This is a genomic window from Bradyrhizobium sp. BR2003 (assembly GCF_009720285.1).
Taxonomy (GTDB): Bacteria; Pseudomonadota; Alphaproteobacteria; order Rhizobiales; family Xanthobacteraceae; genus Bradyrhizobium; species Bradyrhizobium elkanii.
In genome coordinates this window covers 205,759-226,941 of the sequence record NZ_SMYJ01000011.1, presented here as the reverse complement: position 1 = coordinate 226,941, position 21,183 = coordinate 205,759, and the positions used below count along the sequence as shown (strand labels likewise).

At 64.5% G+C, this 21,183-nt stretch carries 30 protein-coding genes; 19 read left to right on the top strand and 11 right to left on the bottom strand.

Translation table 11 applies throughout. The annotated features are described in order from the left end of the window. Positions 1-31: 31 nt before the first annotated feature. Genes E2I15_RS07405 through nthA form a run of 3 tightly spaced genes read right to left on the bottom strand, consistent with a single transcriptional unit; the run spans position 32 to position 1,694 of the window. Positions 32-409 (bottom strand): nitrile hydratase accessory protein, encoded by a 378-nt coding sequence (locus tag E2I15_RS07405; RefSeq protein WP_155262255.1) that lies wholly within the window; start codon positions 407-409, stop codon positions 32-34. Continuing rightward, complete coding sequence (gene nthB / locus E2I15_RS07400; protein ID WP_137481906.1) at positions 409-1,068, bottom strand: nitrile hydratase subunit beta; 660 nt, start codon at positions 1,066-1,068, stop codon at positions 409-411. The genes E2I15_RS07405 and nthB overlap by 1 nt, the downstream gene beginning before the upstream one ends. Then, positions 1,065-1,694 carry a nitrile hydratase subunit alpha gene (gene nthA, locus E2I15_RS07395; RefSeq protein ID WP_137481904.1) on the bottom strand — a complete coding sequence of 210 codons (630 nt, stop codon included), beginning with the start codon at positions 1,692-1,694 and terminating at the stop codon, positions 1,065-1,067. The genes nthB and nthA overlap by 4 nt, the downstream gene beginning before the upstream one ends. Before the next feature lie 74 nt (positions 1,695-1,768). Here nthA and E2I15_RS07390 point away from each other — a divergent pair, with 74 nt between their 5' ends. From E2I15_RS07390 to E2I15_RS07370, 5 genes are all read left to right on the top strand, one after another. Next, positions 1,769-2,575, top strand: a complete 807-nt coding sequence (locus E2I15_RS07390; RefSeq protein WP_137481902.1) for an enoyl-CoA hydratase/isomerase family protein — start codon at positions 1,769-1,771, stop codon at positions 2,573-2,575. A gap of 702 nt (positions 2,576-3,277) precedes the next feature. Next, positions 3,278-3,625 carry a response regulator gene (locus tag E2I15_RS07385; RefSeq protein WP_137481900.1) on the top strand — a complete coding sequence of 116 codons (348 nt, stop codon included), beginning with the start codon at positions 3,278-3,280 and terminating at the stop codon, positions 3,623-3,625. Between the two features lie 534 nt (positions 3,626-4,159). Next, the gene (locus E2I15_RS07380; RefSeq protein WP_137481898.1) at positions 4,160-4,357 is read left to right on the top strand and encodes a hypothetical protein; all 198 of its coding nucleotides are present in this window, start codon (positions 4,160-4,162) and stop codon (positions 4,355-4,357) included. 27 nt (positions 4,358-4,384) lie between these two features. Continuing rightward, on the top strand, positions 4,385-4,573 hold the full coding sequence (locus E2I15_RS07375) for a hypothetical protein (RefSeq protein WP_137481896.1): 189 nt from the start codon (positions 4,385-4,387) through the stop codon (positions 4,571-4,573). A gap of 12 nt (positions 4,574-4,585) precedes the next feature. After that, positions 4,586-4,765, top strand: a complete 180-nt coding sequence (locus tag E2I15_RS07370) for a hypothetical protein (RefSeq protein WP_137481894.1) — start codon at positions 4,586-4,588, stop codon at positions 4,763-4,765. Between the two features lie 53 nt (positions 4,766-4,818). Here E2I15_RS07370 and E2I15_RS07365 read toward each other — a convergent pair whose 3' ends face one another. The 3 genes from E2I15_RS07365 to E2I15_RS07355 form a co-directional block, all read right to left on the bottom strand. Beyond that, positions 4,819-5,007, bottom strand: coding sequence for a hypothetical protein (locus E2I15_RS07365; protein WP_137481892.1), 189 nt, complete (start codon positions 5,005-5,007; stop codon positions 4,819-4,821). Positions 5,008-5,087: 80 nt separating this feature from the next. Then, positions 5,088-5,267 (bottom strand): hypothetical protein, encoded by a 180-nt coding sequence (locus E2I15_RS07360; RefSeq protein ID WP_246668260.1) that lies wholly within the window; start codon positions 5,265-5,267, stop codon positions 5,088-5,090. A 121-nt stretch (positions 5,268-5,388) separates the two neighbouring features. Then, positions 5,389-5,814 carry a response regulator gene (locus E2I15_RS07355; RefSeq protein WP_137481890.1) on the bottom strand — a complete coding sequence of 142 codons (426 nt, stop codon included), beginning with the start codon at positions 5,812-5,814 and terminating at the stop codon, positions 5,389-5,391. A 96-nt stretch (positions 5,815-5,910) separates the two neighbouring features. On the opposite strand from E2I15_RS07355, the gene E2I15_RS07350 reads away from it, so the two are divergent. The 12 genes from E2I15_RS07350 (at position 5,911) to E2I15_RS07290 (ending at position 16,090) form a co-directional block, all read left to right on the top strand. After that, on the top strand, positions 5,911-6,921 hold the full coding sequence (locus E2I15_RS07350; RefSeq protein ID WP_137481888.1) for a chemotaxis protein CheB: 1,011 nt from the start codon (positions 5,911-5,913) through the stop codon (positions 6,919-6,921). Beyond that, a complete protein-coding gene (locus E2I15_RS07345) occupies positions 6,921-7,190 on the top strand; it encodes a hypothetical protein (protein ID WP_137481886.1) in 270 nt (89 codons plus the stop codon). The genes E2I15_RS07350 and E2I15_RS07345 overlap by 1 nt, the downstream gene beginning before the upstream one ends. A gap of 249 nt (positions 7,191-7,439) precedes the next feature. Next, positions 7,440-10,610 (top strand): CheR family methyltransferase, encoded by a 3,171-nt coding sequence (locus E2I15_RS07340; RefSeq protein ID WP_137481884.1) that lies wholly within the window; start codon positions 7,440-7,442, stop codon positions 10,608-10,610. Then, positions 10,611-11,357: a Crp/Fnr family transcriptional regulator gene (locus E2I15_RS07335; RefSeq protein ID WP_137481882.1), complete on the top strand. Its 747-nt coding sequence runs from the start codon at positions 10,611-10,613 to the stop codon at positions 11,355-11,357. A 379-nt stretch (positions 11,358-11,736) separates the two neighbouring features. After that, positions 11,737-11,991, top strand: a complete 255-nt coding sequence (locus E2I15_RS07330) for a hypothetical protein (protein WP_137481880.1) — start codon at positions 11,737-11,739, stop codon at positions 11,989-11,991. Positions 11,992-12,233: 242 nt separating this feature from the next. Continuing rightward, complete coding sequence (locus E2I15_RS07320; RefSeq protein WP_137481878.1) at positions 12,234-13,082, top strand: hypothetical protein; 849 nt, start codon at positions 12,234-12,236, stop codon at positions 13,080-13,082. Between the two features lie 33 nt (positions 13,083-13,115). Further along, positions 13,116-13,337, top strand: coding sequence for a hypothetical protein (locus E2I15_RS07315; RefSeq protein WP_038386759.1), 222 nt, complete (start codon positions 13,116-13,118; stop codon positions 13,335-13,337). A gap of 4 nt (positions 13,338-13,341) precedes the next feature. Next, the gene (locus E2I15_RS07310; protein WP_246668259.1) at positions 13,342-13,785 is read left to right on the top strand and encodes a hypothetical protein; all 444 of its coding nucleotides are present in this window, start codon (positions 13,342-13,344) and stop codon (positions 13,783-13,785) included. A 107-nt stretch (positions 13,786-13,892) separates the two neighbouring features. Next, positions 13,893-14,396 (top strand): hypothetical protein, encoded by a 504-nt coding sequence (locus E2I15_RS07305; protein WP_137481876.1) that lies wholly within the window; start codon positions 13,893-13,895, stop codon positions 14,394-14,396. A 2-nt stretch (positions 14,397-14,398) separates the two neighbouring features. Further along, a complete protein-coding gene (locus E2I15_RS07300) occupies positions 14,399-15,481 on the top strand; it encodes a YihY/virulence factor BrkB family protein (RefSeq protein WP_137481874.1) in 1,083 nt (360 codons plus the stop codon). Between the two features lie 45 nt (positions 15,482-15,526). Then, complete coding sequence (locus E2I15_RS07295) at positions 15,527-15,751, top strand: hypothetical protein (RefSeq protein WP_137481872.1); 225 nt, start codon at positions 15,527-15,529, stop codon at positions 15,749-15,751. A 9-nt stretch (positions 15,752-15,760) separates the two neighbouring features. Next, positions 15,761-16,090, top strand: coding sequence for a four-helix bundle copper-binding protein (locus tag E2I15_RS07290; RefSeq protein WP_137481870.1), 330 nt, complete (start codon positions 15,761-15,763; stop codon positions 16,088-16,090). A 187-nt stretch (positions 16,091-16,277) separates the two neighbouring features. Here E2I15_RS07290 and E2I15_RS07285 read toward each other — a convergent pair whose 3' ends face one another. The 5 genes from E2I15_RS07285 to E2I15_RS07265 form a co-directional block, all read right to left on the bottom strand. Next, the gene (locus tag E2I15_RS07285) at positions 16,278-16,709 is read right to left on the bottom strand and encodes a CBS domain-containing protein (protein ID WP_137481868.1); all 432 of its coding nucleotides are present in this window, start codon (positions 16,707-16,709) and stop codon (positions 16,278-16,280) included. Positions 16,710-16,838: 129 nt separating this feature from the next. Then, positions 16,839-17,003, bottom strand: a complete 165-nt coding sequence (locus tag E2I15_RS07280) for an MgtC/SapB family protein (RefSeq protein ID WP_155262252.1) — start codon at positions 17,001-17,003, stop codon at positions 16,839-16,841. Between the two features lie 167 nt (positions 17,004-17,170). Continuing rightward, entirely contained in the window at positions 17,171-17,923 is a 753-nt protein-coding gene (locus tag E2I15_RS07275) for a DUF72 domain-containing protein (RefSeq protein ID WP_137481864.1), read from the bottom strand. Between the two features lie 45 nt (positions 17,924-17,968). Further along, positions 17,969-19,216, bottom strand: a complete 1,248-nt coding sequence (locus E2I15_RS07270; protein ID WP_137481862.1) for a DUF763 domain-containing protein — start codon at positions 19,214-19,216, stop codon at positions 17,969-17,971. Between the two features lie 92 nt (positions 19,217-19,308). Next, positions 19,309-19,797 (bottom strand): YciE/YciF ferroxidase family protein, encoded by a 489-nt coding sequence (locus E2I15_RS07265; RefSeq protein WP_137481860.1) that lies wholly within the window; start codon positions 19,795-19,797, stop codon positions 19,309-19,311. Positions 19,798-20,036: 239 nt separating this feature from the next. On the opposite strand from E2I15_RS07265, the gene E2I15_RS07260 reads away from it, so the two are divergent. Then, a complete protein-coding gene (locus tag E2I15_RS07260) occupies positions 20,037-20,240 on the top strand; it encodes a CsbD family protein (protein ID WP_028331989.1) in 204 nt (67 codons plus the stop codon). A 60-nt stretch (positions 20,241-20,300) separates the two neighbouring features. After that, on the top strand, positions 20,301-20,909 hold the full coding sequence (locus E2I15_RS07255) for a cysteine hydrolase family protein (protein ID WP_137481858.1): 609 nt from the start codon (positions 20,301-20,303) through the stop codon (positions 20,907-20,909). The last annotated feature ends 274 nt before the right edge of the window (positions 20,910-21,183 follow it).

The window sequence follows — 21,183 nt, the reverse complement described above, 5'->3', positions numbered from 1 at the left end:
GGCGCCCTGCAATCCGCGACGGAAGGGGCCGCTACTCGAAATCCGCCGCCGTCAGCTCGATCGGCTTGCCGTGCGGGGTGCGGTCGGCTGCGCGGTCCCAGGCGTCGCGATAGCGGTGCAGCGTCTCATGCGTCGTGACGCCCTTGGCGGCCACGAGGTGTTCGAGGGTTGCCAGCCAATGCCGGTAATAGGTCTCGCCGGTGTCGGGATCGCCCGCCGCCTGCGCGCGCTTGATCTGGTCGGCGAGCGCGGCCGCCCATTCGGTCCAAGTGAAGACGCCACGGTCATGTAGGCTCAATGCCATGGCGAACGCCTGCGCTTCCCAGGGGGCGCGGAACACCGGGCCGTCCTGATCGCGAGGAATGCTGGAGACGGCGCTGGTGGCGCGCGCGGCGGCACCGGCATCCATCACACGGCCTCCAGATACGGCTCGAAGGCATCGATCGAGACCTTGATGGTCGGATCGGAGTCCGGTCCCCACAGCTCGCGTCCGTCGAACACGACGGTGTACAGCCATTGCGGATGCTCGCCGGCGTCGTTGGCCACCGTATCGGGAAATACGTGACAGCCATGATCGCGCTCGACCACCCCGACGTGACCGCGCACGTAGCGCGGCAGCCGCGTGTGCGTGGCGGGATGCATGTTCTTCGCCCGCACCCGATCGCCGGCCTTGAATTTCGCAGGTCCTGGTGCCGCGCGGCCGAACTTGCCGCGCACCATGATGCGCTCGATGTCGGCCACCGTGAACTTGCCGTGCTTGAGCGCTTTCGCCGGCGCGACGGAATGCCCAGCGGCGACGTCGTCGTTCGAGATGAAGCCCTTGTCGAGCAGCAGGGCTTCCAGCCCGAGCAGCCATTTCCTGTAGTAGGAGCTCGACAGATAGACCTGCGGGGGCAGGGTCTCGCGATAGAAGCGCGAGGCATCGATGTTGAAGGCGCCCGCCGCGCCCATCGCGCGGACCATGGCGAGCACCCGGGATTCCCACTCCTCATGGAACATCGGCTCGTTCGGCTCGGGCTCGACCTTGCCGAACCCGTCCATGCCGCCCATGTCGTGGACGCCGTTCATGACGGCGCTCCGGGCTTCTTGGGAAAGCCGGTGCCGATCATGGAATCGCGCGTCACCAGCTCGGCGAGTTGGTCTTCGCTCCAGCCCTCGGTGCCTTCGGGCCGCATCGGCAGCACCAGAAAACGCGTCTCCGCGGTCGAATCCCAGACCCGAATTTCCGTCTCCTTCGGCAGGCTGACGCCGAAATCGGCGAGCACGCCGCGCGGATCCTTAACGGCGCGCGAGCGATAGGGCGAGGCCTTGTACCAGACCGGCGGCAGCCCCAGCATTTCCCAGGGATAACAGGAGCACAATGTGCAGACGACCATGTTGTGACGGCCAGGCGTGTTCTCGATCGCGACCAGATGGTCGCCGACCCGGCTGACATGGCCGAGGGTGCCGACCGCCTTGCTGGCGTCCTCGAGCAGCGCCTTCTTGAAGGCGGGATCGGTCCAGGCCTTGGCGACGACCCGGGCGCCGTTATGCGGGCCGATCTTGGTCTCGTAGGCCTGCACGATGGCGTCGAGCGCGGCAGCCTCGACATAGCCTTTCTCGGTCAGGATCGATTCCAGCGCGCGGACGCGCAGTTCGGTCTCAGACAGTTCGGAATGATCGTGATCGGGGTGGTGATGATCATGTTCGCTCATGCCCGCAGAATAGGCGAAAGCGTCGTGCTATGTCGAGGCAGGCAGTACACAAGAATGCGAGCGGGGAGGTATGCGTGGTTGATGATGTGACGATCGAGAAGGGCCTCGGGCCGGAAGGTCGCATCGCGGTGGTGCGGTTCGACCGCGGCGACGGTATCAACGCGCTGTCGCCGGAGGCGCTGCGGCAGCTGACCGACGCGGCGCGCAGTTTCGAGGACGATGGCGATACCTCGGTGGTGGTGCTGACCGGCGGCGCCAAATCGTTCAGCGCCGGCTTCGACCTCAAGGACGCCGAAGGGCGTTTGCGCCAGACCATGGACATGGGCGCGCTGCGCCGGCACCTGAAGCTCGGACCGCGGCTGACGCGCGCCTGGCAGGACATGGAGCAGGTCACGATGGGCGCGATCGAGGGGTTTTGCGTCGGCGGCGGCGTGGCACTCGCCGTCGCGCTGGATTTCCGCGTCATGGCGCGCGACGCGCACATGCGGGTGCCGGAAATCGCGCTCGGCATGAACATGAGCTGGCAGAGCGTACCGCGCATGCTGCATCTGATGGGACCGGCGCGCACCAAGCAGGCGGTGATCCTGGCTGACGACCGGATCTCGGCCGAGGAGGCCTACGAATGGGGCCTGGTGGAGCAGGTGACCGATCCTGGTAGGTCATCTGAAGCCGCGATGGCGCTCGCGGCCAAGATCGCCGCCCAGCCGCCGATCTCGGTCGCGATGACCAAGCTGACGGTCAATCGGCTGGCACATGCACTCGACGATCTCGCCAGCCACATGGACCTCGACCAGTTCGCCTTGGCCAGCCTGACCGAGGATCACAAGGAAGGCGTCGCGGCCTTCCTCGGACGGCGGAAGCCACGCTTCAAGGGGCGCTGATACGTGTCGCTCGGGAGTCTTCCAGGCCTCGGAATGACGAAGGCCCTGACGCGGGGCTGATGCGTCAGGGCCTTGGCGGCGCGGAGACGACCCCAGCACCTTTCAGGGCCTGGGAGCCGACGTTGGGGTCATCCGCCTGCACCGTTGTCGAGACCGAGCAGGTAGTAAGTACATGCGCCCACCACCGGCGTCCGCATTTGCCTATGTGAATCGCGCCTCCCGTCGATCCTCGGCTCTCGAAATCAGGCTGCGCAGTGGCTCGCTGCAGCCTAGCGGTGACGGCGATCCACATCGGCAAACGAGGCATCTCTGAGTGGGACCACCGATCTCTCATATGTAAATGCCGGAACCATGCAGAGAGATGACAAGCGGCAGCGACTGATGTTTCGACCGCGATTCGATATCCGCCATAGTCAGCCGAAGGTGCAGTTGATGAATCTCATCGACCGCTACTTTTTCGCCGCAACGATTACAGTGACAATCGTACTCTGGCTGTACCTCGGGTTGCTGGTGGCCGGTAGCTGACGGCGCGTGCCTGGAAAACAGGACCAAGCCGCCTTGGCGTCGAAATTGCCCGCTCGCCGAAATAGGCCATGGCCGCTGTCCTGAAGGTGCGCGGCACGACGCGCCCCGGAAACCCGACCGGCAGCAGAACGTTATCCCTTCGATCATCCGCGAAGATCAACTGGCAGAGGTGCTGCTATGCGTACGATCTTGATCGTGGAAGACGAGTATTTCATTGCCGATGACTGTGCCACGCTGGCACGGCAGGCCGGCTATCACGTCGCCGGTCCGTTCGCTTCGATCGACGAAGCACGCCCGCATGCGTCCGGCGCCAGTGGCGCGCTGATCGACGTCAATGTCAATGGAACCGCGTCCTACAAGTTGATCGATACCCTGCTGGCGATGGGGACGCCGGTCACCCTGTACACTGGCTACGACGCCAGCACGCTGCCCCAGAAGTATGCGCATCTCCCCGTGGTGACGAAGCCGCGCGGGTGTGCGGAAGCTCTCGGAATGCTGTGCAAGCAGATGAGCTTCGCCGGCTAGCTGGCGAGCGCGCCAGATCCGGGCTCCAGCGGAGGCGGCAAGCTGGGCGATAATTACCACCGCACTTGATGATGAACGGGATCGTGGCCCCAGCATCGCGCAACAACTCTGGGGCAATGGGTCCGGCTTTCGCCGGGACGACACCAAATGTGTTGCACTGGCAACGAGTCACATATTTCGCATTCTCGCGACATGAATTGTCCGAGCTTTGCTGTTCGTTCCGCCTTCTCTTGAACAGAGGGCGCAGGGAAAGCCGGGTGCCGATCGCACCCATCGTCTGGTCAAACGCCGAGCGGAATAGTTTCTTATCCTGATTGGCAGGTTTTGTTGAGTTGTTTGCCGGGCGCCTGTCGTTTGGCCGAATGGTCGTCTCTGGCGCCTCAGGTTCCCTGCACCAGCACTTTTGCTGGCAACTTTCCTCGCCGAGGTTCATTGTCTACTCATCACCGGCCAAGGCTCTCCAAGGCTCTGCCCGTAGGCGTCGGTGGCTGAGAGACCGACAGTGCTCCCGCCTGCAAAACCAGGGAGCGCGCCATGCCCAATGAGCGGCGCATCTATCGCCTTACTCGTTCCCACGATCTCGACGAGGCCGAGCGGACGATCAGGGTCGTCGGCAACGCGCGCAAACTCCTCGCCGAAAACCCCGCCAGCACGTTTCTGGGCCGCAAAACGCAGGAACCCTTCCCGCAGGGGGAGAGCCAGTACGGAACCGGAAGTCCTGACTTGCGTTAGGCTTTCGCTCCTTGCGGAGGCGGCGCCATGCGGGATGGTGACTACGGGTACCGGCTCGCCAACTATCAGGCCATGAAGCGGCGCATCGATGCGGGCTGCGAACGCGCGCTCGAGCAACTTTCGAAGTCTCATGAACTGATACGTTTGTCGCACCGCCTGCTGGGCAAACCTGCCCCCGACTTATCCCATGACAGGGCGGACGCAGCGATCGAGTGACATGTTTCGCCGATGATCGATCCCCTGTTCGCCCGTGCTCAGCTTGCCATCGAAGAAAGCCACGCTTTGCGCGCACAAAAGAAATCGCTCGCCGATCAGCGGGACGATCAGCTCGCCGAGCTGCGGCAATCGGTGCGTAGCTCCGCGAGCGCGCGCATGGAGATCAAAGCCCACCGCGACAACAGCAAGTAGGCTTTTGCTGGCGGGGCGGGCACGTGCAATATCCCGATCGGTCGGCATGCCGACTAGCGGGCTTTGATGAAGCGCGCGAGATGCGCGGAGAATTCATAGCTCAGCGCCAGTCGTCGCCAGGATCGCGCCAGCAACTCGTAATCCTTGCGCGTCGTTTCGACGCTGGATGTCGAGGCCCGACGGTCGGCTTCGTCGGCAAGTTGCCGACATTCCTCGATCCGATCCGTTGAATCGTGCAGCATCGCTGTCCTTCCTGAGGACGATGCGGGAGGCGGGGGTATGCGTCGTGCGCGGGTTCGCCGGAGATCGCGGGTCGAGACGATCAGACAATGTGAACGTCACCCGACCTCAAGGTCCTGAGTTGCGCGACGACGAGGCGCAATTCGTCCGCCAACTGGGCGTTACGGATGCGGGTTTCCGTGACGGTTGAGAGGTCGGCGATCAGCGCGCGTTCTGCGGCCGTCTGCTCAAGTTGCTCGATACGTCTTTCGATGTCGGTCATTACGCACCCCCGTCCCGAGATCGTAACCGGAGCATCGTGGGACTCTCTGCGAACCTCCGCACTAACATTTGCAAATGCTCGGGCCGATAATTCGTGTCCGGCAGGTCATAGAGCCAGGCTGTCAGGCCCGCGGATCAATCTGCTTCGCGGGATCGCCGCGCAGAATCATGTCGGCGAGCCCGTGCGCCATGGCGCGATGGTCGAACGGCTTCTCCCACAACGGAACGTCCGCGAATTCGGTGCCGAGCACGATCTTGTCGTATCCCGAGGTGAACACGATCGGCACGCCGCGCGCTTGCAGCTCGCGCGCGACCGGATAGATCATCTGCTTGCGGATGTTCACATCGAGCACCGCACCATCGATCACGCCGCCGTCGCGCAGGATGCGAAGCGCATCGTCGATTTCTCCGGCCGGCCCGGCGATATCGGCACCGAGCGCGCGCAGCGCGTCGCGCATGTCGTCGGCAAGGAAATACTCGTCCTCGACGATCAGGACGCGCCGTCCGGTCAAGAGTGGGTCTTCGCGCAAATGTACAAATTCGGACATGTCGATTCCGGCCGTACCCGGCAAATGTCGTCGCAAAGTTGGAACATAGGACGAATGCTCGCCTTGTTGCAAACAATGGTGGAAAAGGCAGGTTCCATGTCCAACCGGGACATCATCGTCATCGGCGGTTCGGCTGGGGCGACTGCACCGCTCAAGGAGATTCTGGGCCGGCTGCCGGTGGATCTGCCGGCCGCGGTCTTCATCGTGTTGCACATACCGTCTCACGGCATCGGCATTCTCTCCACCGTCGCGAGCGCGGCCGGCAAGCTGCCGGTCCGGCAGGCGGAAAGCGGCATGGTCATCGAAAACGGTCACGTCTATCTGGCGGCACCGGACCGCCATCTCCTGATCGAGCACGGCCACCTGATGCTCGGCCGCGGGCCACGCGAAAATCTGGTGCGGCCGGCGATCGACGCGCTGTTTCGCTCGGCCGCATTGCACTATGGACCGCGGGTGATCGGCGTCGTGCTCAGCGGCCTGCTGTCCGACGGCGCGGCAGGCCTGAACGCGATCAAGCGCTGCGGTGGGGTTGCGCTGGTCCAGGACCCGCAGGATGCGATGTCCGACGAAATGCCGCTCCGGGCATTGGAAGCGACCACGGTCGATCTCTGTATCTCGGGCGCACAGCTTGGCGATGTGCTGTCCGATCTAGCCCGGCAAGGGGCCGGCGCGGTGCTGCCGATCCCGCCTGAGATCGTGCTGGAGGTGAAGATCGCGGCAGGCGAGCGCGTCGGCAGCGATACGCTGGTCGATATTGCCGATCCCGCGCCGCTGACCTGTCCGGGGTGCGGCGGCGTGCTTTCCGAGCTCAAGGTCGGGCGTCCGCTGCGATTTCGCTGTCAGGTCGGCCATGCCTATACCGCCGATGCCCTCGCCAAGGAGCAGGAAGGCCGGGTCGACGAGGCGCTTCGGGTCGCGCTGCGCATCATCGAGGAGCGCGCCGAACTGGTGCATCGGATGGCCGAGGACGGCCGCCAGAGCGGGCGGCCGGCGATCGCACAAATGTATGACGCGCGCGCCGCTGAATACCGCGAATATGCCGATATGATCCGGCGTGCCGTGCTACAATCGCTCGATCCGAAGCGACCGGCGCGGAAGGAACCGTGATGGCCAGCGCTGAGCATGCGAACTGGGCCGAACAGTTGCGGTCCGAGCGCGCGCTGCTGGTCAAGGCCGACCTCGACATCGAGGAGGGCTGGCGGCGTGTCCGCGACCAGCAGGATTTGCTGGATTGGCTCCAGCGGGCCGGTCACGATACCGAGCAGGCCGAACGTCTCGTCAGTCTGCTCAAGCGGACCTTGATCGAGTGGGAACGACACCGGACCCTGATTGTGCAGCGGGTTGCATACCTGGAGGAGCAGGCCGCATCCCATTAGCGCTAAAGGAAAGCACGGCCTCGCGTTCGAGCATGTGGCTGCCCGCCGCGGAAGCCGCTGACGCCGGAGGTCATTTTCACCGAGCCGTCGGCGGCCACTGCGAGCGTTCCCGCCGCAGAGGCCAACGGTGCCGCATCGAGGTTCCCAGGACGGTGGAGATTTCCTACTTATCCCATTGGGATAGGATTAAACTCTGCTATCAGCAGGTGCAGGCGAGGCGCCCGCAGGAAAGTGAGAGCCGCTGCAATCATGGATGACGTTGGCCAACCCCAGAGCGGAGACGGAGAGCGCCAGTCCAAGGCGCCGTTGATCATCGGTGTTGGCGCGTCCGCCGGAGCCCTCGATAGCATCGAGCGGTTTTTCTCGAAACTGAGGCTCAATCCGGACCAGGCCGTCGTGCTCGTGTTGCAGTACCGGGATGCCATCGAGGACACCCGGTTGCACCAAGCGTTGCAGCGATCGGAAGGCGTCCGCCTGTCCGAGATCAGCGACGGACAGCGCGTCGAGGGCGGCGTGATCCATCTGTGTCCGTCCGATATGATCACTACCATTCATGGCGACCATTTCGCCGTCCGGCGCGCCGAGCAGGCGCGCGCCGAGCGGGCCACCATCGACAGCTTCCTGGTGTCGCTGGCGGAGGAGCGCGCCGAGGAATCGATCGGCGTGGTGCTGGCCGGCACTGGTGGCGACGGCACGCTCGGGGTCGGGACCTTGAAGGATCATGGCGGCCTGGCGATCGCCGAACGCATTGGCGACGGCCAGTCCAACCCCCACGACGAAGGCAGTTCGGCCGCGGCGATCGCCGATTTTGTGCTGCCGCCGGAGGACCTTCCGGAGCATATCGACGTCTATTCCCGCCATTTGCGCCGGCTCGAGGAGAAGCAGGGCTTCGACGAAGTGCTGGCGGCGGCGGCGAGCTCGCTCGCGCGCATCGCGGATATTCTTCGCAACAAGACCGGCAACGACTTCCACGGCTACAAGCAGAACACCTTCCTGCGCCGCGTCCATCGCCGCATGCAGGTGGTGCAGATCGACGATATCACCGCCTATGTCGATTTCCTGAGAAACGACAAGGACGAGGCGCAGCATCTGTTCAACGACCTCCTGATCGGCGTCACGGAATTCTTCCGCGACAAGAAGGAGTTCGAAGTCCTGGACACCCAGATCATCCCGAAGATATTCGAAGGGAAGGGCGCCGGCCAGCAGGTGCGTGTCTGGGTGCTCGGTTGCGCCACTGGAGAGGAGGCCTATTCGATCGGCATCCTGCTGCGGGAGTACATGTCCGGACTGGACTCGGTGCCCCAGGTGCAGATCTTCGCGACCGACATCGACGGCCGCGCGCTCGCTGCCGCGCGCGTCGGGCGCTATCGGACCAGCATCGAGAACGATATGACGCCGGAGCGGCTGGCGCGCTGGTTCGTCCGCGAAGGCGACACCTATTGCGTGGTCAAGGAATTGCGCGAGATGTGCATCTTCTCGCAGCACAATGTCATCAAGGACGCACCGTTCTCCAAGCTCGATCTGGTCTCGTGCCGCAACCTGCTGATCTACCTCAACGGCGAGCTGCAGAACCGCGTCATCCCGCTATTCCACTTTGCGCTGCTGCCCGATCGCTTCCTGTTTCTCGGCAATTCAGAGAACGTCACCCGGCATCCCAAGCTGTTTGCACCGGTCGACCGCCGCGCGCGCATCTTCAGGAAGCTCGAGACCGGAACGCGGCTGCCGCCGGAATTCCCGATCTCGACGGCCCCGGGGCGGGCCTCCGTCGACATCCCGCCGGTGCGCTCCGTCGGCCACGATGTCGGCCTCGAGCGCCGCGCCCAGCGCATCGCCGAGCGCTATGCGCCGGCCTATGTCATCACCGACGACCACTTCCACATCCTGCATTTCTCCGGTCGCACCGGCCGCTATATCGAGCCGACCGCGGGCACGGCGACGCTCGATCTGCTGCAGCTCGTGCATCGCGATCTCAGGCTGGAATTGCGCACTGCGCTCAGCCGTGCCGCGGAAATCAACGAGGCCGCCCATGCCGAGCAGGTGCAACTCGGCGTCAATGGGCATCGCGTGCTGGTCGACATCACTGTCGAGCCGATCCAGGACGGCCCTGCCGGCCATCGCAACTTCGTCGTCCTGTTCAAGGATGGCCCGATCCGGCAGGCGGAGCACGCCGAGACCAATCCCAACATTCTGGTCAGGACCGAGCATGTCGAGCGGCTGGAAAGCGAGCTGCGCGCCACCCGCGAGCGGCTGCAAGCCACGATCGAGGAGCTCGAAAGCACCAATGAGGAATTGAAATCCTCCAACGAGGAATATCAATCGCTCAATGAGGAACTGCAATCCGCCAACGAGGAACTGGAGACGTCGCGGGAGGAATTGCAGTCGGTCAATGAGGAGCTGACCACCGTCAATGGCGAGCTGGCGCACCGCGTACAGGAATTGACCCGCGCCACCAGCGACCTGAAGAATTTCCTCGAGAGCACCCAGATCGCAACGGTGTTCCTGGACAACGATCTGAAGGTGATGAACTTCACGCCGGCGATCACGCATTTGCTGCATCTGGTCGAGACCGATGTCGGCCGCCCGATCGCGCATATCAAGGCGCGGATTCCGATCGAGGAGCTCTACGATGATGTGCGGCGCGTGCTGCGGACGCTGGCCAGCGCCGAGCGCGAGCTGACCGCGCCCGACAGCGGCACGCGCTATATCGTGCGCATCCTGCCGTACCGCAGCATCGACAATTTCATCGCCGGCGTCGTGATCACCTTCATCGACGTCACCGCGATCACGCGGGCCGAGGAGCGGCAGCGGCTGCTGCTCGCCGAACTGCAGCATCGCGTCCGCAACACGCTCGGCGTGGTCCGCTCGATCGCGCGCCGCTCGGCCGAGACCAGCGCGAACGTCGAGGACTACGCATCGCATCTCGATGGGCGGCTCAACGCCTTCGCGCGGACCCAGTCGCTGGTGACCCGCGATCCGGAGGGCGGCGTCGATCTCGAATACCTCGTGGTCGAGGAATTGCTGGCCTACAACGCGCGCGAGGGCGAGCAACTGAGAGTGTCCGGCCCCGGGATTCGCCTGCAACCCAAGGCCGCGGAGACATTCGCGCTGGCGATCCACGAGCTCGCAACCAACGCCTTGAAATACGGCGCGCTGAGCCAACGCGCCGGGCGCATCGACGTCTCATGGCGGGTCGATGATGCGGCCGAGCCACGCCAACTGGTGTTCGACTGGCGCGAGCGCAACGGGCCCAAGGTGACGCCGCCGCGCCGCAGGGGATTCGGATCCGATCTCCTGGAGCGGACGCTGGCGTTCGAGTTCAAGGGCAAGAGCACGCTTGAGTTCAATTCGTCGGGACTACACTGCACGATCGCCATACCGATGAACCCGCAAGCGATCCATACGCCGAGCATGGGGAGCTAGATGCATCCCCCGATGCCGGAGGGGAATCTGACGCTGCCGGTGATCCGGCGGCTCAATGCCATGCGGCCGTTGTCCGAACGGGGAATCGCGTTGCTGCAACAGGCGATCCAGGACGGGCTGCACCGCGCCCGCCCGGGCGAAGACCTCGCCACCGAGGGCGATCCGGTCGACAGCGTCAGGATCATCCTGTCGGGCTGGCTCTGCCGCTACAAGACGCTGGCCGACGGTCGTCGCCAGATCGTCAATTTTGTCCTGCCGGGCGACAGCTGCGACGCCTGCGTTTATCTGCTTTCGGTGATGGATCATTCGATCGGCGCTCTGACTCCGGTCACCTACGCCGACATCAAGCGTCCGGCATTCGAGCAGCTGCTGACGAGCGACCGTTCGCTGGAGGAAGCGCTGTGGTGCGAAACCATGGTGAACAGCGCGATCCAGCGGGAATGGACGGTCAATATCGGGCGGCGCGTGGCGCTGGAGCGGGTCGCGCATCTGTTGTGCGAACTCTATGAGCGCCTGCTGCCGGTCGGAATGATCGACGGCGATTCCTGCCTGTTTCCGATCACGCAGATGGATCTCGCCGATGCCACCGGGTTGTCCGTCGTCCATGTCAACAGGACGCTGCAGGAGCTGCGCGGCGCCGGCCTGATCGTGCTGCGCGACCGCATATTGACGATCAACGACCTGAAACTGCTCAAGGACACGGCGCTGTTTTCGGCCGACTATCTGCGCACCAAGCGGCGCGGCTGAGACGCGGTAAGGTTCCGACGTCGGGCTGAAGCGGGCGTTGGGTTTGCTGCGATTGTGCGTCGCACATTTGCAGACGTTAGTGCCGGAACTGACCGCGACGCGCATGTTCTCGCGAGCTGACGCGCCGACCGGCCGTCAGCGCAACCAGGAGAACCCCGCTAACCCCAGCTCTCCACCCCTGAGCTGGGGTCACTTTTGTCGAACAGCAGGTGGAGAGCCACAGCAGTTGAGCAGACCGCGCCGCGGACTCCTCGATCTCGCCCGCCGGTCACGTGCAGCCGCCATGATGGTGAAGGAACGTTCAGGAAAGTTCCGATCCTGTTCCTGCAACATGCGCGGATGCCGGTCGTTGTCACGACGTACTGGAAAGGAGGATGCCATGACGAAGCTTACTTATGCTCTTGCCGCAGTTGCGGCACTCTCGATAGCGGCACCGACCGTTGCGAGCGCGCAGGGTGTGGGCATCTATGTCGGCCGCGACAACGGCTACTACGGCGATCGATATTATGGTGGTCCGCGCGTCGACGTCTACCGGCATGACCGGGGCTGGCACCACGGCTGGTACAACCATCATCGCGACTACTACCGCGACCGCGGCTTCGTGATCCGTGGTCATGACTGGGACGACGACTAACGGTGCTGGTCGCAGGTCGCGATAACGAGCTCGCGACAACCAAAGAGGGCCCCGCTTCGGCGGGGCCCTTTTCATTGGCCGCATCGCGCCGGCTCATATGCGCAGGAACCTTGGCTGCTCCACCAGATTGTCAGAACGAGGCGGGACGGAGGAGGCTTGCATGAACCAGTTGATTTATCTGGTCGGACTGATCGTGGTCATTTTGGCGATATTGTCGTTCTTCGGGCTGCGGTAGGCACGTCATGGATAACGAGCGAGGGGTTGCCGTGTCCGCCGCCAACAGGACCGGGCTTCGGCTGCAATGGAGCCCGGTCATCGCCGGCGCGCTCGCTGCCGCGGCACTGTCGGTGATTTTGATCGGCTTCGGCGCGGCGGTCGGATTGGGCGTGAGTTCAAGCTCGCCGTCATGGCGCGACGCATCGGCCGCGCTCGCGTTGCTGTCGGGGCTGTATTTGATCCTGCAGGCGCTGGTGAGCTTCGGCGTCGGCGGCTACATCGCCGGCCGGGCGCAGCGCGTGATTGGCGTGACGCCGTCCGACGAGATCGACAGCCGCGACGGGCTTCACGGGCTGACCGCCTGGGCGCTTGCCGTCATCCTCGGTGCGACAATCGTCGCGCTGGTTGGGCTGTCGACCGCGCGCCCGGTGGTCCAGAACCGGCCATCTGCGACGGCCGCGGAGCCGTTGCTGAGCGCCGAGCTCGATCGCCTGTACCGGTCGCTGCGGCGTCCGGCCAATATCGATATCGGCTATGAGCGGGCGGAGGCGGGCCGTATCCTGCTGACGAGCTCCGGCCGCAGCGGCGTCAGCGCCGACGATCGCAGCTATCTGATCCAGCAGGTCGCGGCCGCGACCGGTCTGGCCGCGGCGGAGGCGGAGAAGCGCGTCGACAGCGTGCTCGGCGATGCCAGGACCGCTATCCAGCGATCGCGGCGCAGCGCGGTGATTCTGGCGTTCTCGGTTGCGGCGGCGCTGCTGTTCGGTGCGGTCGCCGCGTGGGCCGCGGCCGGCGCGGGCGGCCGTCATCGCGACGGTGCCGCGCTGCCGGAGTGGATGGGCGGCAGGCCGACGACGGCCGTGCCGATTGTCTGATGCAGTTGTGAATGTCCTTCAAAGGAGACGATGATGGCAACGATCTTGGTGATGGATCACTCCGGCGACACGAGGCAGCAATTCGATCCCGACAACAGCGAGCAGCTGGCCTGGGCAAATGCCCGCTTCGCCCAGCTCACATCGGACGGCTACACCGCCGCAATTCGGCAGGCGACCGGAGAGGCGAGGTTGGTCCGCGCGCTTGATCCGACCGCCGAGGAAACCCTGTTCTATCCGAGGCTGGTCGGCGGCTGACGCCATGCTCGCCCGTCTGCGCGAGATGCCCCTGCGCTCCGCGCTCCGGCGCGCCGCCAGCACGCTGCGTGCGACGCTGGCCGCGATCTGGGATCGCTGGAAGGCGTATGAGCGAATTGAGGCGCGCGGACTTGCGCTGCTGTCCGCGTGGCTTTCACCCGAGCAGCGGGCGCAATTCGAAAAGTATAATCGCTTCGACGTCATCGGCTCGGAGTCCGGCAAGCGATACCGGATTTGCTACGGCACCTCGACCAACGTCTACGAGATGGACGGCGGCGATCGCATTGTGCTGGGCTGGTGCTTCCGGCCCGTCGGCTCGCTGGTGGCGGGCGACGTCATGCTTGCCCAGAAAATTGCGCTCGAAACCGACGAACGCGGGGCGCTCATGGTCGCCAAGCCATTCCCGAGCTCCATGCCACCCCGCGCAAATCTCCCTCCGGTCAGTTAGCGTTGGGTCCGCGCTGCCCCGCGAGGCGCAAGCTGTCTCGCGTTGCCGGGGAGGAACGTCGATCTTCCTGCCGGGTTGTCGGGTGCCAACTTGCTACGGACCTCGACATGCGCGTCAACACCCGGCCGTCGTCGCTGAGCCTGATCTTCCGCTCCTACGTTGCGGACTTGCGGCAATGGCTGGGGCGCCTCGTGACCGGCTACGCGCTGGCATGCACCTTCATGCTGGTCGGCGCGGTCTCGCTGCTGGTTGCGATCGGGATCGGGGTCGCCGCGGCTTTCCACGCCATTGAAGTGCACTACGGCATCTGGATCGCATATGCCGCGATCGGGGGCGTCTTTCTCCTCCTCGGGATCCTGGGGTTGGTCGCGGGCCGCGTCCTGCTCGCGCGTCCTGCGCCGGCGGTGCCGCGCCCGGGCCGACAGGCCGACATGCTCAAGCGCGCGATCGCAGTGCCCGTCGCGGCGCGGCTGATCGCCACCACCCGGACGGGAGCAGGGGGGAGCGTCGATCCCACCACCCGGGCACTGGCCGCCGGGGCTGCAATCATGCTTGTCGGCTGGTTTGCCGCATCGCGCACCGCGCGTCAGCGCGACGCGATCCAGGACTAGCAATGGCGCCGCGCAATTGGACGAACGACCTGATGCTCGCCGGTGCAGCGGCTCTGGCGACCTTGGCGATCTCTCGCCAGCTGTCCCGATCGGAGCGGTCGTCCGATCGGGAGCAGGGCGTCGAACCCGCGCTGGCGGAAACCCAGGATCGTGGAAGGCTTGCCGACACGCCGCTTGAGATTCCGGCTGCCGGCTGGAAGGACATTCTACTGCGCACCTATCAGCAGATCGACGAGGACCGTCTGCTGGCCACCGCGGCCGGCGTCGTGTTCTACGGCTTGCTGGCGATCTTCCCGGCGATCACCGCGCTGGTCTCGAGCTACGGCCTGTTCGCCGATCCGTCCACGATCTCATCGAACCTGCAGAGCCTCGCGCTGATGCTGCCGGAAGGCTCGTTTGCCATCGTCCAGGACCAGATCGCCCGCGTGCTCGCGAAGGGGACCTCGACGCTCGGCCTGACCTTTGCCGCCGGCCTGCTGATCGCGATCTGGAGCGCCAATGCCGGCATGAAGGCGATCTTCGATGCGCTCAACGTTGTCTATGACGAGAAGGAAAAGCGCGGCTTCGTCAAACTCAATCTGATGTCTCTCTCGTTCACGATCGCCGGGCTGATTTCCATCATGCTGATGGTCGGAGCGGTGGTCGTCGTCCCGCTTCTGCTGCAGCAGGTTGGACTGGGCACGACGGCCGAGCTCGTGATCCGGTTCGGACGGTGGCCGATCCTGGTGCTCCTGCTCCTCACCGCGCTTGCGGTGCTTTACCGCTATGGCCCGAGCCGAACCAGGCCGCGCTGGCAGTGGCTCAGCGTCGGCGCCGTTGCGGCAGCCGTGCTGTGGCTGGCCGGTTCGGTGCTGCTCTCCTGGTATCTGGCGAACGTCGGCGATTACAACGCGACCTACGGCTCGCTGGGGGCGGCCATTGGCCTGATGACGTGGATGTGGATGTCGGCCATCATCGTGCTGTGCGGGGCAGAGCTGAATTCGGAGATCGAGCATCAGACGATGCTCGATTCGACCGAGGGCCGCGGCAAGCCGCTCGGCGCGCGTGGCGCAACCATGGCCGACACGGTGGGCAAGGCGTCGTAGCCGCAGCAGACCCCGCATCCAGCAACGAGCATAGGAACCAATGGCATGACCCGGGCTTATGCCAAAATGGTTCAGATCGACGTGCTGGAAAAACCGATCGAGCGGATCAAGGAGACCTGCGAGCTGATGGGCATCGCGGACAGGTTCGACCGCGCGCTTCCCGAGCTCGAGACCTTCCTCGAAGCCGAGATCGCACAGGGCGAGGTCCGCGAGTCGAAGCTGACCTTTGACGGGCTCTGCTACCTGCGCCAACTGCTGGCGCAGGCGTGAGGAATCGACATGGCATTCTCGGAGGAAATGAACCGATGCATTGAGACCTGTCTGTCCTGCTACAAGACGTGTCTCGCCGCGGCCATGAACCATTGTCTCGTCACCGGCGGCAAGCATGTCGAGCCGGCGCATTTCCGATTGATGATGGCCTGTGCGGAGATGTGCCGGACGGCGGCCCATTTCATGCTGATCAACACTCCGCATCACAAGCAGACCTGCCGGGAATGCGCCGAGATCTGCGGTGAATGCGCCGAGGATTGCGAGCGCATCGGCGGCATGGACGAATGCGTGGCGATGTGCCGTGCGTGCGCGGAATCCTGCCGCAAGATGGCGGCCTGACGGCGCGGGCTCTCGGTCAATCGGAGCTGACGTAGTGGGCACGCCAGAGCAGCGCCGTGACGATCAGGGCGATGATCCCGGCGGCAATCACGATCCAGGCTACGTAGTCGGCCATTGGCGCACCTGACGCTCCGCTTCACGAGCGAGGCCTTTGCGAGCCAGAGCCGCGAAGCGGAGCCGTGTAAGTCTAGAGTTGCGCGTGCTGGGTTGTCGGGCGCGAGATCCGGCTGAGCGCCATGCCGGTGCCATCGCTGGCCTGGATCAGGGCGATATCCCCTAGCGCGATGATTCCGACCAGGCGCTTGTCCCGGCTCAGCACGGGCAGGCGCCGAACCTGGATGGCGCCCATGTTCTGCGCGATGTCCTCGAGCTCCTGATCCTCGAAACAATACTTCACCTCGGCCGTCATGACGTCGCCGACCCGCGAGCCGGGGCCGCGACCCATTCCGATGCCGCGAAGCGCGATGTCGCGGTCCGTGATCATACCGACGAGGCGCTCGCCATCGGCAACCGGCAGCAGGCCGACACCGAGCGCGGCCATCGCTTCTGCGGCATCGCGGAGCGTATCGTCGGGGGTACACAGTTGGACGTCAGGTGTCATCGCGTCGCAAACCTTCATGCTAGCCTCTCCATGTGGCTGGTTGCGTCAACGGCCTAACGATGCGGCCCGGAACGGCGTTCCTAACTTTGTCGCCGCGGCCAGCACGAGGCGACCAACGGGAACGAAGCGCCGGCGCTGGCCGGGGTGCTACTTGCCGCTCTCGGTGGTCAGCTCGAAGGATCTGACGACGAGATCGGCTTGGATCATCGAGAGCGAGGCGGCGAGGCCAACCAGGATCGTCGTCCGCAACCCGGCGGCATGGCCGCGAGCACCGCGGTCAAAGCCGATGATGGCACCGGCGAGAATGGTCAAGGCGAGGCGGATGGCGATGTCGGTCCAGGTCGGATGAAGGATAGGTCGCCGACCTCAGCAGGCAAGGTATACCGCGTTGACCGCAAGCATGGTGGCTTTCAGCGTATCGGACGGCATCGCATCGGCTCCTTTCTTCGGGGGCCAATGCAGGCTGGAACTATTCGTTCCTATGGCGGAGGCTGCCGCGGAACAGCGGAGCCAAGCAGCGCGCAAAGCCGTTTGGCATCCGCCGGCGCTGCGCTCTTCTGGTCGTTGTCGAAATAGACATAGATGTCGCATCCCTGCCGCTTCCAGCTCCGGATGCGTTTCGCCCAATCGGAAAGCTCGCCCGCCTTGTAGTGCCCGCGATATCGGCCACCCGGGCCGTGGCCGCGGACGTAGACGAAATCCGCGGTCCGCTTCCACGGCGCCGGCGCGTCGTGGTGATCGGAAATGCAGAGTGCGATATTGCGAGCCGCCAGCAATTTCAGGATCTGCGGCGCGTACCAGCTCGGGTGGCGGAATTCGAAGGCATAGCGCCGTCGCCGTTTCAACAGCTTGAGGAACGAGCTGAGCCGATCGGCATCGATCGTGAAGTTCGGCGGCAGCTGAAACAGGATCGGGCCGGCCTTGTTGCGCAGCAACGACAGACGCTCTTCCAGCAATTGGAGGCTGTTGACCGAGTTCGCGGAGAGGCGCTTCCAGTGCGTGATGAATTTCGACGCCTTCCAGGCGAAGACGAAATCCGAATCGGTCGCATCGCGCCAACCTGTGACAGCCTGTTCGGTCGGTGTGCGGTAGAAGACGCCGTTCAGCTCAGTGGTCGGAAACTGCGTCGCGTAGTAATCGAGTTGCCGCTTGAGCGGCAATCCTCTGGGAAAGAACGGACCGCGCCAGGACTGATAGTGCCAGCCGGAGGTGCCTATCAATACGCGCGCCATGCGATGGTCCAAACGTTGGCTCAAGCGTTGGGGAAAGTCCTCGCCCTAAGGCTTGGTGGTCCCGTTGCGCTGGGCAAGGTCGGCTTCCCAACCGAACACCGAGCGGCCGTCGAGCGCAGGAGAACGGGCCCGCTCGTTCGCGACAAACGCCTCGAAGGAGGGGCCGGTGGCGGTTCGTTCCAGCCTGCGGGCCTGATCGTCGAGCCGCTTCAAGGCCTGCATCTCCTCGTCGCGGCCGAGCTTTGCCTGCTGCACGGCCGACTTCAGCACGCGGATGGTTTCGTCATAGACCTTGATCGGCACCGGGAAGGGATGACGGTCCTTGCCGCCATGGGCGAGCGAGAAGCGCGCCGGGTCGCGAAAGCGGTAGGGCGCTCCATGAACGACCTCGGCGACCATCGCGAGCGATTGCACCGTGCGGGCGCCGACGCCGGGCGTCAGCAGCAGTCCGGGAAAATCCAGCGGCCCGCGATCGGCAGCCGCGGCCAAGGTGCCATGCAGGCGGCGCACGAACACGTCACTCGAGCGCACATCGTGATGCGCGGGCATGATCAGGTGCAGGAGATCCGGCTGCGCGGTCGCACTCTGCGTCAGCTCGGCATATTCGCGCGTGATGCCGTCCGGCCCCAGCGCAGCGAGCAGATCAAGCTGCGCCTGGCGTGAGCTTTCGGCGCGGTGATTCGTGAGATTGACGATCTCGCCCTGCGTCGGTCCGTCGATCGCGCTGTGTGGCTCGTCGACGAAGCTGCGCAGGCCCTCGGAATGCCAGTGATAGCGGCGGGCCTGCCGCTTGTCGCCGTTCATGCCTTGCTGGACGACGGTCCATTTGCCGTCGTCGGTGACGAAGAAGCCATGCAGGTAAAGTTCGAATCCGTCCTGCACCGCGGCGCTATCGACCTTGGCCACCAGCCGGCTCGCGCGGGTCAGGGCGGCACCGTCGAATCCGACGCGATCGCCGAGGGCCGACAATTCATCGGGCGTGCGGCGCGAATGCTTGCCGCGGCCGCCGCAGACGTGGATTCCGAGCTCACCTTGCAGCGGCGCCAGACCTCGTTTCAGCGCGCCGATGACGCTGGTGGTGATGCCGGACGAGTGCCAGTCCATGCCCATCACGGCGCCGAACGACTGGAACCAGAATGGATGCGAAAGTCGCTGCAAAAAGGCATCGCGGCCGTAATGATGGACGATGGCCTGGGTGATGATGCCGCCCAGCGTCGCCATGCGCGTCGCCAGCCATGGCGGCACGCGGCCGCCATGGAGCGGAAGATCGGCACTGCCGGTGCGTCGGGCCATCGGGCTCCCAGATGCTGAATCGGCGTCCAATCTACCAGCAAAGGCGAGGGTGTGTACAAAGCGGGCATTTCAGGTCGCCGGCGGCGGGAAGGCTAGGCAGCTTCGGCGTTGATGCCGCTGACGGCGAGCTTGGTGAGCGCTTCATCCGTCTTCTTTTCCTCGGCCAGGGTCTGGTCGATGAGCTTGACGGCATCCTTCATGCTGAGCCGGTTGGCCCAAGCCTTCAAGGTGCCGTAGCGGGCGATCTCGTAATGTTCGACCGCCTGGGCCGCCGAGAGTAGGCCCGCGTCGAGTGCCGGCGTGTCGGCATACTCCTCCATGATCTCCTTGCCCTCGTCGATGATCCCCTCGATGGCGTCGCACTTCTTGCCGCGCGCCGGCTTGCCCATCAGCTCGAAGATCTGCTCGAGCCGCTCGATCTGCCCCTCGGTCTCATCATGATGCTTCTCGAAGGCCGCGCGCAGGTCCTCGGACTCGGCGGCCTTCGCCATCCGCGGCAACGCCTTCAGGATCTGCTTTTCCGCGTAGTAAATGTCCTTGAGGGTATCGAGGAAGAGGGCGCTGAGATCCTTGTCCGGCATTGGTCGCTCCGTGTCTTGGGGTGAATAGTCCGGAGTGCCAACACGAGCGCGAAAAGTAAGTTCCTATCCTTGATCGATGCGCGGCAAAGCGCCTCTTCGGCTGTCGCGCATTCAAGCGCGCTACGATGCACGTTGGTCGGATTGCGAAGTCCTTATTGCGAAGTCTTGCCGCAACGCGGCTACGGAACGAAGCCTCGGCCGGCCCGTTGGTCGGTCTCATCGTCCAAGGGAGAAACGCAATGGATTGGAATCGTGTCGAAGGCAACTGGAAGCAGGTCAAGGGTAAGGTCAAGGAGCAGTGGGGCAAGCTCACCGATGACGATCTCGATGTGATCGACGGCAAGCAGGACCAGCTCGAGGGCCGTCTGCAGCAGCGCTACGGCTATGCCAAGGATCAAGCCGCCAAGGAAGTGAACGACTGGTACGGCCGCCAGAAATGGTGAACCGGGCCACGTCAGGGGCCCCGCTTCGGCGGGGCCTTTCGGCGCGCGCAGGAGTGAGCGATGGGACAGCTTCTCAGCCCGCCGGGTTCGCGTGCGGTGCACCTTTGCATCGACATGCAGCGACTGTTCGAGCCGGGGGCACCCTGGGCGACGCCCTGGATGGACCGCGTGCTGCCATGCATCGTCGAGCTGGCGCAGCATGCGCCTGAACGTACCGTGTTCACCCGCTTTATTCCGCCGCGCTCGAAGCACGACGCGCGAGGGATTTGGCGGGCTTATTACGAGAAATGGGAATGCGTGACCCGTGAGCGGCTCGATCCGGAGTTGGTCGAGCTCGTGCCGGCGCTCGCCGCCTGTGTGCCGCCGGCCGCCATCGTCGACCGGCCGATCTACAACGCGTTCGGCAATGGGCGGCTGCAATCTCATCTGGACGCGCATGGGATCGACACGGTCATCGTGTCGGGCGGCGAGACCGACGTCTGCGTGCTCGCCACTGTGCTGGCCGCGATCGATATCGGCTATCGGGTGATCGTGGCCGAGGATGCGCTGTGCAGTTCATCCGATCAAAGCCATGATGCGCTGCTGCGGCTATATGCCGAACGCTTCAGCATCCAGATCGAGGTGGCATCCACGGCCGATATCCTCCGGGTGTGGGCTCTCGACGACTGAAGCGATAACGCGCCGATGCGGCTGCATGCCAGTCCCACGCCATGCAGGACATCGTGATCTGATCGGGCACCATCCCAGACGAGGCGTCCTGGTATCAGGGCGGTCGGAGCAGGGGTGGCAATGCATCGCCAGCGTCGGACCGTCGGGACCCGCCGAGGCAGGTCTTCGCCGAGGCAGGTCTTCAATGGCGGTCTCGTCGCGGTCTCCGTCAGGGGCACCGCGGTCGGCATTTGAGCCTGGACGCGACATGATGGCGGCTTGGTCCGGCTGATGC